The organism is Nocardioides sp. URHA0020, assembly GCF_000620705.1.
Taxonomy (GTDB): domain Bacteria; phylum Actinomycetota; class Actinomycetes; order Propionibacteriales; family Nocardioidaceae; genus Nocardioides.
The window spans coordinates 524,539-536,485 of sequence record NZ_KK211166.1 but is presented as its reverse complement, the minus strand read 5'-3'; the positions used below and the strand labels follow the sequence as shown (position 1 = coordinate 536,485).

Here is an 11,947-nt window from a genome sequence, read left to right as displayed (position 1 = left end):
CGGCGGCGCCCTCATCGCTCCGACCTGCCCGCCGGCGCGGTGCCGAGGATGGTGTCCAGCACGCCCGGCAGACCGCGCAGGTCGGCGGCGTCGGCCCGCCGGTAGGAGGGCGCCAGCAGGGGGGTGAAGGGGCGCAGCAGTCCACCGACCCGCAGCCGGGTCGTGACGCGGACCTCGCACCGCTCAGCGCCGAGGCGCACGACGACGCGGCGCCCGCTCACCTGGATGGCGGAGCTGCCGCCGGCGTACGACGCGCTCAGCTCGTCGGCCGTCTCCACGACCGTCGGGGTGACGAAGACGAGACCGGCGAAGCGGAGCTCCTCCACGAGTCGCTGGCCGACGGCCGCCTGGCCCGGCGGGGTGCAGGTGAACCGCTGGACGTGCGAGCGCCAGCGGTGGTCGTGCCCCCAGTCGAGGACGAAGGCCGCCACCACGCCGGCCGGGCGGTGGACGAGGACCGACGACTCCAGGGTCGTCTCGGGTCGGGTGTCGGGGTTCATGGACGCAGGCTCGCCGGACCCGCTGGGCCGTGGCTGGGGCCGGTCTCCCAGCGCGCTCCCAGCGCCGGCCCCACGCCCGCGTCGCGACGTCGTACGGCGGTCGCCCGGACCGATCCCGGACCCAGGTGTAGCGGCGAGGCGGCGGGGAAGGAAACCCGCGCGTAACTTCGCGGGCCGCAGCCCGTTGGTATCTGTCAGGGAGCTTGGGGGATCGGTCCGGACGCGCCGTGGCGCGTGCAGCGATGGAGGAGGGCAGGCGCTCATGGGCGTGGAGATCAAGGTCGACAACCTCAGCAAGTCGTTCGGCAGGCAGCTGATCTGGGGCAATGTCTCGCTGACCATCCCCGCGGGCGAGGTCTCCGTCATGCTCGGCCCCTCCGGCACCGGCAAGTCGGTCTTCCTCAAGGCCCTGATCGGCCTGCTCAAGCCCGACCAGGGCTCGATCCTGATCGAGGGCACCGACATCGCGAGCTGCTCGGAGAAGGACCTCTACGAGATCCGCAAGCTCTTCGGCGTGCTCTTCCAGGACGGCGCCATGTTCGGCTCGATGAACCTCTTCGACAACGTCGCCTTCCCCCTCCGGGAGCACACCAAGAAGTCGGAGTCCGAGGTCCGCGACGTCGTCATGGAGAAGATGGACCTGGTCGGTCTCATCGGTGCCGAGGACAAGCTGCCCGGCGAGATCTCCGGCGGCATGCGCAAGCGCGCGGGCCTGGCCCGGGCGCTGGTCCTCGACCCGGAGATCCTGCTCATCGACGAGCCCGACTCGGGCCTCGACCCGGTGCGCACGTCGTTCATCAACCAGCTCTTCATCGACCTGAACGCCCAGATCGACGCGACGTTCCTGATCGTCACCCACGACATCAACACGGCCCGCACGGTCCCGGACAACATCGGGCTGCTCTACCACAAGCACCTCGCGATGTTCGGCCCGCGCGAGATGCTCCTGTCGTCCGAGGAGCCGGTCGTCCGCCAGTTCCTGAACGCGCAGACGGTGGGCCCCATCGGCATGTCCGAGGAGAAGGACGCCGACGAGCTCGCGGCGGAGAAGGGCTTCGCGATGCCGCCGCTCCCGCCGATCCCGCTGCAGCTCGAGCCGTCCAACGGCGTACCCCGTCGCAGCCAGCGTGAGCCCGGCGCCTGGTGCCGCGACAACGGCGTCACCGCGCCCCCTGGCTCGTTCCAGGCCAACATGTCGATGGTCACCGGCGGCTGACGGACGTGGCCTGATGTCATCGCTCACCTCACAGCGTGCGCTCGCGCCGATCGGCACGGCCGGCAAGCTGTTCGCCTTCGGTCTCGACGTGGCCCGGAGCCTCTTCCGGCGCCCGTTCCAGACCCGCGAGTTCATCCAGCAGGCCTGGTTCATCGCGTCGGTCACCATCATCCCGACGGCGCTGGTCGCCATCCCCTTCGGCGCCGTGATCGCGCTGCAGGTCGGCGGGCTGATCAAGCAGTTCGGAGCGCAGTCCTTCACCGGGTCGGCCGCGGTGCTGGCGGTGGTCCGCGAAGCCGGACCGATCGCCACGTCGCTGCTGATCGCCGGCGCCGCCGGATCCGCCATCGCTGCCGACCTCGGCGCGCGCAAGATCCGCGAGGAGCTCGACGCGATGATGGTGCTGGGCATCGACCCGATCCAGCGCCTGGTCGTGCCCCGCGTGCTGGCCTGCATGCTCGTCGCGGTCTTCCTCAACGGCCTGGTCAGCGTCGTCGGCGTGGCGGGCGGCTACGTCTTCAACGTCGTGCTGCAGGACGGCACGCCCGGCTCCTACATCGCCAGCTTCACCGCGCTCGCGCAGCTGCCGGACCTCTGGCAGGGCATGGCCAAGGCCCTCGTGTTCGGCCTGATCGCCGCGGTCGTCGCCTGCTACAAGGGCATGAACGCCGCCGGCGGCCCGAAGGGCGTCGGCGACGCCGTCAACGAGTCGGTCGTGGTCACCTTCATGCTGCTCTTCATCGTCAACTTCGTGATGAGCGCGATCTACATCCAGCTCGTCCCACCGAAGACCGGGTGACGGCGGTGGCGAGCATCAAGGCGGTCTACGAGCGACCGGCCCGGGCCCTCGACGACCTCGGCGCCGAGCTGCTCTTCTTCCTGCGCGCCCTCGCGTGGACGCCGCGCACGATCCGCCGGTACAAGAAGGAGATCCTGCGGATCCTCGCCGAGGTCACCCTCGGGTCGGGGGCGCTGGCCGTCATCGGTGGCACCGTCGGCGTCATCACGGCGATGTGCTTCTTCACCGGCACCGAGGTCGGGCTGCAGGGGTACGCCGCGCTCAACCAGCTCGGCACCTCGGCCTTCTCCGGCTTCGTGTCGGCGTACTTCAACACCCGCGAGATCGCCCCGCTGGTGGCCGGCATCGCCCTGGCCGCCACGGTCGGCTGCGGGTTCACCGCGCAGCTCGGGGCGATGCGGATCTCGGAGGAGATCGACGCCCTCGAGGTGATGGCGATCCCGTCGCTGCCGTTCCTGGTGACCACCCGCATCATCGGTGGCCTGATCGCGATCGTCCCGCTCTACGTGGTGGGGCTGCTGTCGTCGTACTTCGCGACCCGGCTGACCGTGACCCAGTTCTTCGGCCAGAGCACCGGCACGTACGACCACTACTTCAACCAGTTCCTGCCGCCCGGCGACGTGCTGTGGTCGTTCGGCAAGGTGCTCGTCTTCGCCGTCACCGTGATCCTGATCCACTGCTACCACGGCTACAACGCCAAGGGCGGGCCCGCCGGGGTCGGGGTCGCCGTCGGCCGGGCCGTGCGCACCAGCATCGTCGCGATCAACGTCATCGACCTCTTCCTCTCGATGGCGATCTGGGGCGCGTCCACGACCGTGCGGATCGGTGGGTGAGCCGATGCTGCGCACCGCTGCACTCCCCAAGGTCGCCGGCGTGGTCTTCCTGTGCCTGCTCCTGGCCGGGGTCTACCTGACCTACGCGATCTTCTCCAAGAAGTTCACGGCGTACGACGAGGTCACGCTGCAGACCTCGACCATCGGCCTGCAGCTGCCCGAGCGCGCCGACGTGAAGATCCGCGGCGTCATCGTGGGCGAGGTGCTCGACTTCAGCTCGCAGGGTGACGGCGCCGAGGTGACCCTCGGGATCTACCCCAGCGAGATCGACTCGATCCCGGCCAACGTCACCGGCTCGATCGTGCCCAAGACGCTCTTCGGCGAGAAGTACGTCTCGCTGGTGATCCCCGACAAGCCCGCCAGCGACCACATCGACGCGGGCGCGACGATCGGGCGCACGGTCGTCGCCACCGAGGTCGAGCAGGTGCTGTCGGACCTCTACCCGCTGCTGCGGACCGTCCAGCCGGCGGAGCTCAACCAGACCCTCAACGCGCTGTCGACCGCGCTCGACGGGCGTGGTGACCAGCTCGGCGACAACATCGAGACGCTCGACAGCTACCTCAAGCGCATCAACCCGCAGATCCCCCAGCTCGTCGACGACCTCCGGCTGACAGCGAAGGTCTCCGACAACTACGCCGAGGTGCTGCCGCAGATCGCCCAGATCCTCGACGACACCGTCCTGACGACGGGCACCCTCGAGGGTCGCGAGGCCAAGCTGCACGCCCTCTTCGGCGACGTGTCGGCGCTCTCCGACACCGCCACCGACTTCCTCGACGAGAACGGCGACAACCTGATCCGGCTCAGCGAGGTGGGCCCCGAGCAGCTGCGCGTCTTCGCGAAGTACGCCCCGGAGTACTCCTGCCTGACCCGCGGCATCGTCAACGCCGGCAAGCTCCAGGCCGAGGCGTTCCGCAACTTCACCCTCCACATCGTGCTGGAGACGCTGCCCCACCAGCCCCGTGCGTACGACGCCGGCGACACCCCGCGCTTCGGCGAGACCCGCGGACCGAGCTGCCTGCACCTGCCGAACCCGCCGTGGAACGCCAGCAACCCGCTGCGGCACCAGCCGAACTTCGACGACGGCGTCGACGAGCCGACCGGCAAGGGCACCAAGCGGGTGGCGCCCAACGCCAGCTTCCGCACCAGCGCTCCGGGGAGCACCCAGGAGACCGCTCTGCTGCGCTCGCTGCTCGGGCCCGCGCTGGGGGTCAGTGCGGCCGACGTCCCCGATCTCGGCGTGCTGCTGGTCGGCCCGATGGCCCGGGGAGCGGAGGTGTCGCTGCGATGAAGCTCCTCGACCGCCGTACGACGTCCGACCTGGTCAAGCTGGTCGTGTTCATCGTCGTCACGACGATGGCCACGTCGGTCCTCGTCGTGCTGATCGGCAACATCTCGTTCGCGCCCAAGCACGACTACCGGGCGGTCTTCGTCGACGCCACCGGGGTGGTCAAGGGCGACGACGTCCGCATCGCCGGCGTGAAGGTCGGCACGGTGAAGAAGATCGAGGTCGTCGACCGCACCCGCGCCCGGGTCACCTTCAGCGTGGAGGAGTCCGAGACGCTCAGCAGGGCGACCCACGCCACCATCCGCTACCGCAACCTCGTCGGCCAGCGCTACCTCTCGCTGTCCGACGAGATCGGGGACACCGGCGAGCTCGAGCCGGGCGGCACGATCCCGGTCAGCCAGACGACGCCGGCACTCGACCTGACCGTGCTCTTCAACGGCTTCAAGCCGCTCTTCCAGGCGCTCTCGCCGACCGACATCAACCAGCTGTCGTACGAGATCATCCAGGTCTTCCAGGGCGAGGGCGGCACGCTCGAGGGGCTGCTGTCCCACACGGCCTCCGTCACCTCCACGCTGGCCGCTCGCGACCAGGTGATCGGCGAGCTGATCGACAACCTCAACGAGGTGCTCGACCACCTCGGGGACCGGGACGACCAGCTGAGCCGGCTGATCACCACGTTCCGCACCTTCGTCGGCGGGCTCAAGGACGACCGGAAGGCGATCCTCGGCTCGCTCGACGACATCTCCGCGCTGTCCGTGCAGACCGCCGACCTGGTCTCGGGGATCCGCGAGCCGTTCGTCGGCGACGTCAAGCAGCTGCGCCGGCTGGCCGGCAACCTCGACCGGGGCAAGGGCGAGATCGACCGCTCGCTCCAGGTGCTCCCGATCAAGCTCAACAAGGTCGGCCGGACGGCGACGTACGGCTCCTGGTTCAACTTCTACCTCTGCCACTTCCAGGGCCGGGTGCGGCTGCCGGGCGGCACGTCGGTGCCCGTGGACTACCCGCCGAAGGGCGTCAAGCTGGCCGACAGGTGTGACCTCGGATGATTCCCTTTCGTGAGCGCAACCCCGTGATCGTCGGGGCGGTGAGCCTGGCCGCCGTCGGCCTGCTGATGCTGGCCGCCTTCCGTGCCCAGGACCTGCCGGTCATCGGCGGCGGTGACACCTACTACGCCGCCTTCGCCGAGTCGGGCGGTCTCAAGGCCGACGACGAGGTCCGCATCGCCGGCGTCCGGGTCGGCAAGGTCGACGCGGTCGAGCTCGACGGCGACCACGTGAAGGTGGCGTTCCGGATCAACGACGACACGGGCTTCGGCAAGAAGACCAGTGCCGCCATCAAGGTGAAGACCCTGCTGGGCGCGATGTACCTGTCGCTCGACCCGGCCGGCTCCGGCCAGCTCGCGGAGGGTGCGGAGATCCCGGTCGAGCGGACGAGCTCGCCGTACGACGTCATCGACGCGTTCTCCGGCCTGGCGGAGACGTCGGACAAGATCGACACCGACCAGCTGGCCACGTCCCTCGGCACGCTCGCCGACCTGACCCGCAACACGCCCGAGGAGTTCCGCAACGCTCTCGACGGCGTCTCCCAGCTGTCGGCCAACATCGCGGCCCGCGACGGTCAGATCAACACGCTGCTCAAGAACCTCAACCGGGTCTCGACCGTCCTCGACGACCGCGACGAGGACATCGTCGGGCTGATGAAGGACTCCGACGTGCTCTTCCGGGCCCTGGTCGCCCGGCGGGAGGCGGTCCACAACCTGCTGGTGTCGACGAGCGGGCTCTCGAAGGAGCTGACGACGCTGATCCGGCAGAGCCGCCAGGACCTCAAGCCGGCGCTCAACCACCTCGAGAACGTCGTGGCGGTGCTGAACAAGAACGAGGACAACCTCGACAACAGCCTGCGCCTGATGGCCCCCTTCTACCGGGTGTTCGCCAGCACGCTGGGCAACGGCCCGTGGTTCGACACCTACATCCAGAACCTCCCTCCGGTCCCGAAGGTGGGTGGCTGACATGCCGACGCTCAAGCGGGTCGCCGTGCCGGCGGTGCTGGTGCTGCTGCTGGTCGCGGCCGCCCTCACGATGTTCCGCAGCGACGACACCAAGACGCTGACGGCCCACTTCCCCCGCACGATCTCGATCTACGAGGGCAGCGACGTGCGCGTCCTGGGCGTGCCGGTGGGGACCGTCGACAAGGTCACGCCCTCGGGCACCGACGTCGTCGTCACGATGCACTACGACGCGGACGTCCGGGTGCCCGACGACGTGAAGGCCGTGATCGTCGCGCCGTCGGTGGTCGGCGACCGGTTCGTCCAGCTCACCCCGGTCTTCACGGGCGGCGCGGTGCTCGCCGACGGTGCCACCCTCCAGACCGACCGCACCGCCGTCCCGCTCGAGCTCGACCAGATCTACAGCAGCATCGACGACCTCACGGTGGCCCTGGGGCCGACGGGCGCCAACAAGGAGGGCGCCCTGACCGACCTGCTCGAGACGACCGCAGCCAACTTCGGCGGGCAGGGCGCGAAGCTCAACCAGACCATCAAGAACTTCAGCAGGCTCAGCGCCACGCTCGACAACAACAAGGACGAGCTCTTCGGCTCCGCCCGCAAGCTCGAGGGGTTCATCAACACCCTGGCGACGAACGACACGACGGTACGCCGCTTCAACGACTCGCTCGCCGACGTGTCGACGATGCTCTCCGGGGAGCGCGAGGAGCTGTCGGCCGCGCTGAGGAACCTCGCGACGGCGCTCGGCCAGGTCTCCACGTTCGTCAAGGACAACCGCGACGTGCTCGGCCGCAACATCAAGGGCCTCAACCGGGTCTCGAAGGTCCTGGTCAAGCGCCGCTCCGAGCTCAACCAGATCCTCGACTCGGCACCGCTCGCGCTCAACAACCTGGCGCTGACCTACAACCCCGAGGCCGGGACGCTCGACACCAACGCCAACCTGGGCGAGCTCGTCAACCAGGTCACGGGCGACCCGTCGACGCTGCTGTGCGGCATCGTCGGCCAGGCCGACAGCTCGGGTGCCCTGTGCAACCTGGTCAAGCAGGGTCTCGGCCGCTCGGCCCCCAACGGGAAGACCTCCGCCGACCACTTCGACCCGACCCTCGGCGGACTCGTCAAGGCGGAGCGATGAGCCGGCCGGGCGCGGCCCTGCGGGCGCTGGTCGCCGGGCTGGTCGGCGTACTGCTGCTGACCGGGTGCGACTTCGACGTCTACAAGCTGCCGCTTCCGGGCGGCACGGACGTCGGCGACGGCGCGATCTCGGTGAAGGCCGACTTCCGCGACGTGCTCGACCTGGTCCCCAAGTCGACCGTGAAGGTCAACGACGTCAGCGTCGGGCAGGTCACCGACATCGACCTGGTCGACGGTCACGCCGTGGTCAGCATGGAGCTGCGCAAGGACGTCGACCTGCCGGCCAACGCCTTCGCCTCGATCCGCCAGACCAGCCTGCTCGGCGAGAAGTTCGTCTCGCTCGGACCGCCCACCACCGAGTCGCCCACCGGGAGGCTCGCCGACGGTGCCGAGCTCACGCTCGAGCAGACCGGCCGCAACCCGGAGGTCGAGGAGGTGCTCGGCGCGCTCAGCCTGATCCTCAACGGCGGCGGCGTCGCGCAGCTCAAGACCATCGCCACCGAGGTCAACAAGGCCCTCGACGGTCGCGAGGGCGCGACCCGGTCGGTGCTCGACCAGATCCGCCAGTTCATGACCCAGCTCGACGCCAACAAGGCCGACATCGTCGACGCGATCGAGTCGGTCAACCGGCTCGCGAAGTCGGTGCGCAAGCAGCAGGGCTCGATCGACGCCGCCCTCGAGGAGCTGCCCAGCGCGCTCACGTCGCTGGACCAGCAGCGCGGGGACCTGATCAAGATGCTGCGCTCCCTGGACCACCTCAGCGCGGTCGGGGTGCGGGTGATCGACGCGTCCAAGGCGGGCACGGTCGAGACGCTCCAGCAGCTCGACCCGGTGCTCACCGAGCTCGCCGACTCCGGCGACGCCCTGGTGAAGTCGTTCAACGTCTTCCTGACCTACCCCTTCGTCGACGAGGTCGTCGGGCGCGACCCGCAGGTCGCACGCAACCTCCACATGGGCGACTACACGAACCTGTCGATCGAGCTCGACCTCGACCTGTCCGGCGGCATCAGCGGCCTCCCGACCAAGCTGCCGACGCTGCTGCCCACCGAGCTCGACCCGACCGTGGTGCTCGACCTGCTGACCCGCTGCCTGGCCAGCGGGAGCCTCACGAGCGCCCCGTGCCGCAAGCTGACGAGCACGCTCGAGGGCCTGACGAAGCTCCGCCAGGCCTGCCTCAAGCCGGCCAACCGCGACAGCGTCGTCTGCCGGGCGCTGGCGCAGCTGCCCGGGCTCCCGCAGCTGCCGGGGGCGTCGGACCTGCCCTCGGTGCCGGTGCTCGGCGACCTGCTCGGGCTCGGCCGGGCGCCCGCGGGGCCGACCAGCCACCCGGCCGGCAGCACGACCAGTGACCCAGGGGGCTCCTCCCGGGGACCGACGATGGGCGAGCTGAGCGCGGTCTTCGACCCGGCGCTGGTGCAGCTGCTCGTCCCGACGATGGTGAGCACCCGATGATCACCCGACGCACCCGGCTCCAGCTGCTCGTCTTCGTGGTGATCACCCTCGTCGGGGTGAGCTATGTCGGGGCCCGCTACGCCCGTCTCGACCGGGTCTTCGTCGACGACAGCTACACCGTCGTCGCCCACCTCGAGCGCTCCGGCGGCATCTACGAGGGCGGCGAGGTGTCCTACCGCGGCGTCCAGGTCGGCCGGGTCGCGAAGCTCGTGCTCACCGACGACGGCGTGGACGCCTACCTCGACGTCGACAACGCGTACGACGACATCCCGGCCGACACGCTCGCCGTCGTCGGCAACCGCTCGGCGGTGGGGGAGCAGTACGTCGAGCTCCAGCCACGCAGCGACGACGCGCCGTACCTCTCGAACGACTCGGAGATCGCGATGGCCGACACCCGGACGCCGATCCCCACCGAGAAGTTCCTGGCCGACATCTCGACCACCGTGGAGTCCGTCAACAAGCAGGCGCTGGCCACGACGATCGACGAGCTCGGCCAGGCCTTCGCCGGCACCGGCCAGGACCTCCAGCGGATCATCGACACGGGCAACTCGTTCATCAACGAGGCGGACGCCAACTTCGACGTCACCACCGCGCTGATCCGCGACAGCAACACGGTCCTGCGGACCCAGGCCGACAAGGCGAGCGCCGTGCGCACCTTCGCCCAGCAGCTCAGCCTCTTCACCGACTCCCTCGCCGGCTCCGACAGGGCGCTGCGGCAGGTCATCGACGAGGGCTCGGCGACCGCCACCCAGCTGCGGACCTTCCTGGAGCAGAACCGGGTCGACCTCGCCGAGCTGATCAACAACCTCGTCACGACCGGCGAGGTCGTCGTGAAGCACCTCCCGGGCATCGAGCAGATCCTGGTGATCTACCCGTACGTCGTCGAGGGCGGCTTCAGCGTCGTGTCCAAGTCTCCCGACACCCAGCGTTACGACGCGCACTTCGGCCTGATCCTGACGACCAACCCGGTCTGCCACCAGGGCTACGAGAGCACCGACACCCGTCCTCCGCAGGACGGCAGCAACCGACCGCTGAACACCAAGGCGGGCTGCACCGAGCCGCCCTCGAAGAGCAACCCCCGCGGCCCGCAGAACCTCAAGCGCGCCCCGGCCGACTACCGTGCGCCGGTGGTGGCGTCGTACGACCCCGACACGGGCAGGCTCCGCTGGGGCGGCGACGTCCCCCGCGACAGCGCCCGGCCCGGCACCCCCGCGCCGGCGAGCTTTGGAGAGGACACGTGGAAATGGCTGTATCTCCAGCCCTTGACCGAGAGCCGGCCGTGACCGGACCGAGCCCGACCCCCGAGGAGCTCGCCGCCCCGCAGAACGGCCGCTTCCGGCTGGCGCTGCTCGGCGTCCTGGTGATCGCCCTGCTCGCCGCGGCCGGCTGCCTGGTATGGCTGCTCGCCGAGCGACGCGGCGCGGCCGACGACGTCCAGTCCGACCGGGACGCGGCGCTGCGGCAGACCGAGCAGTTCGTGCTGCGCCTCAACACCTACGGCCCCGACCAGCTCGACAGCAAGGGCCACCTGGCGACGTACCAGAAGCAGGTGGCCGCGGTGATCACCCCGAAGTTCGACACGGACTTCGAGAAGACCGGTCTGCCGATCGCGGAGCAGACCGTCGCCCAGGCCGGCTACGCCCGCACCGCGAAGATCTTCGGCTCCGGGGTCCAGTCGATCGACTCGGACTCCGCGACCGTCCTGGTCGCCGCCGGCTTCACCGGCAGCTACCCCGACCCGAAGCACCCCCAGGACGCCGCGAAGCGGATCGAGTCCGACCCGGACGTGCTCCGGTGGAAGGTCGACCTGGTCCTCTCGGACGGGAAGTGGCTGGTCGACGACTACGCCGCGGTGACGACGGAGGCGGGCCGGTGACCACGAGCGCGAGCACGCCGAGCCCGAGCTGGTACGACCTCCTCGGGGTCGCCCCCGACGCCTCCGCCGACGACGTGCGCGCCGCGTGGCGCGCCGCCATCGCCGACCTCGACCCGACCGACCGACGCTTCGCCTCGCTCAACCGGGCCGCCGAGGTGCTGCTCGACCCGGACCGCCGCGCGGCGTACGACGCCGAGCTGGCCCCGCCGCCCGAGCCCGAGCCGGAGCCGGAGCCGGAGCCGACCACCGCGTCCGCCGGGTCACCTGAGTCATCCGAGGCCGCCGAGCCGGCCGCAGCGCCCGCCCGCGAGCGCCGGGTCGTGCCCGGGTGGCTGCTCGTGGGCGTCGCCGTGGTGACCCTGCTGGTCGCGGGAGCGGCCGCGGTCGTCGCCGCGACCGTGCCCTCCGACCGCTCGGTCGAGGACGCCTCCGGGGCGGCCCGGGCGGCGGCGGAGCGGGCGATCGTGCCGATCCTGTCGTACGACGCCACGTCGCTGGACAAGTCGCGGGCGGCCGCCCTGCCCTACCTCACCAGTGACTACCGCAAGGACTACGACGAGCTCTTCGACGGGGTGATCAAGGAGAACGCCCCGTCGACCGGCACCGTCGTGGCGACCAAGCTGGTGGACTCCGGCCTGGTGCGTGCCGACGACGAGCGCGTCCAGGTCTTCCTGCTGATCGACATGACGCGCACCAACAAGGCCGAGAAGCAGCCGGTGGTCTACCAGAACTGGGTGACGGTGACGATGGAGAAGGTGGACGGCGACTGGCTCGTCGCCAAGCTCGACACGTGACCCGGCCGGATGCGCTTGACCTGACCGCCTCGGGCGTTCATGATCGACGCCAACGCCGC

General features: G+C 70.1%; 12 protein-coding genes. 11 read left to right on the top strand and 1 reads right to left on the bottom strand.

What is annotated here, in order from left to right; genetic code table 11:
• Positions 1 to 11 precede the first annotated feature (11 nt).
• Complete coding sequence (locus N542_RS27800; protein ID WP_028643330.1) at positions 12 to 500, bottom strand: SRPBCC family protein; 489 nt, start codon at positions 498 to 500, stop codon at positions 12 to 14.
• Positions 501 to 762: 262 nt separating this feature from the next.
• Here N542_RS27800 and N542_RS0107060 point away from each other — a divergent pair, with 262 nt between their 5' ends.
• From N542_RS0107060 to N542_RS27075, 11 genes are read left to right on the top strand one after another with little or no spacing between them, the layout of a single operon-like run.
• Positions 763 to 1,716 (top strand): ABC transporter ATP-binding protein, encoded by a 954-nt coding sequence (locus tag N542_RS0107060; protein WP_028643329.1) that lies wholly within the window; start codon positions 763 to 765, stop codon positions 1,714 to 1,716.
• A 13-nt stretch (positions 1,717 to 1,729) separates the two neighbouring features.
• Positions 1,730 to 2,515 carry an MlaE family ABC transporter permease gene (locus N542_RS0107055; protein WP_028643328.1) on the top strand — a complete coding sequence of 262 codons (786 nt, stop codon included), beginning with the start codon at positions 1,730 to 1,732 and terminating at the stop codon, positions 2,513 to 2,515.
• Positions 2,516 to 2,520: 5 nt separating this feature from the next.
• Positions 2,521 to 3,348: an MlaE family ABC transporter permease gene (locus tag N542_RS0107050; RefSeq protein WP_028643327.1), complete on the top strand. Its 828-nt coding sequence runs from the start codon at positions 2,521 to 2,523 to the stop codon at positions 3,346 to 3,348.
• Between the two features lie 4 nt (positions 3,349 to 3,352).
• The gene (locus N542_RS0107045; protein ID WP_036506978.1) at positions 3,353 to 4,636 is read left to right on the top strand and encodes an MCE family protein; all 1,284 of its coding nucleotides are present in this window, start codon (positions 3,353 to 3,355) and stop codon (positions 4,634 to 4,636) included.
• Complete coding sequence (locus tag N542_RS0107040) at positions 4,633 to 5,679, top strand: MCE family protein (protein WP_028643325.1); 1,047 nt, start codon at positions 4,633 to 4,635, stop codon at positions 5,677 to 5,679. Before N542_RS0107045 ends, N542_RS0107040 begins: the two co-directional genes overlap by 4 nt.
• Positions 5,676 to 6,641 carry an MCE family protein gene (locus tag N542_RS0107035; RefSeq protein ID WP_028643324.1) on the top strand — a complete coding sequence of 322 codons (966 nt, stop codon included), beginning with the start codon at positions 5,676 to 5,678 and terminating at the stop codon, positions 6,639 to 6,641. The genes N542_RS0107040 and N542_RS0107035 overlap by 4 nt, the downstream gene beginning before the upstream one ends.
• A 1-nt stretch (position 6,642) precedes the next feature.
• A complete protein-coding gene (locus tag N542_RS0107030; protein ID WP_028643323.1) occupies positions 6,643 to 7,767 on the top strand; it encodes an MCE family protein in 1,125 nt (374 codons plus the stop codon).
• Complete coding sequence (locus N542_RS23770; RefSeq protein ID WP_051551466.1) at positions 7,764 to 9,218, top strand: MCE family protein; 1,455 nt, start codon at positions 7,764 to 7,766, stop codon at positions 9,216 to 9,218. The genes N542_RS0107030 and N542_RS23770 overlap by 4 nt, the downstream gene beginning before the upstream one ends.
• Positions 9,215 to 10,501 carry an MCE family protein gene (locus N542_RS0107020; RefSeq protein ID WP_028643322.1) on the top strand — a complete coding sequence of 429 codons (1,287 nt, stop codon included), beginning with the start codon at positions 9,215 to 9,217 and terminating at the stop codon, positions 10,499 to 10,501. Before N542_RS23770 ends, N542_RS0107020 begins: the two co-directional genes overlap by 4 nt.
• Positions 10,498 to 11,094: a hypothetical protein gene (locus N542_RS27435; protein WP_028643321.1), complete on the top strand. Its 597-nt coding sequence runs from the start codon at positions 10,498 to 10,500 to the stop codon at positions 11,092 to 11,094. The genes N542_RS0107020 and N542_RS27435 overlap by 4 nt, the downstream gene beginning before the upstream one ends.
• Positions 11,091 to 11,888 carry a J domain-containing protein gene (locus N542_RS27075; protein ID WP_028643320.1) on the top strand — a complete coding sequence of 266 codons (798 nt, stop codon included), beginning with the start codon at positions 11,091 to 11,093 and terminating at the stop codon, positions 11,886 to 11,888. The genes N542_RS27435 and N542_RS27075 overlap by 4 nt, the downstream gene beginning before the upstream one ends.
• Positions 11,889 to 11,947: the final 59 nt, after the last annotated feature.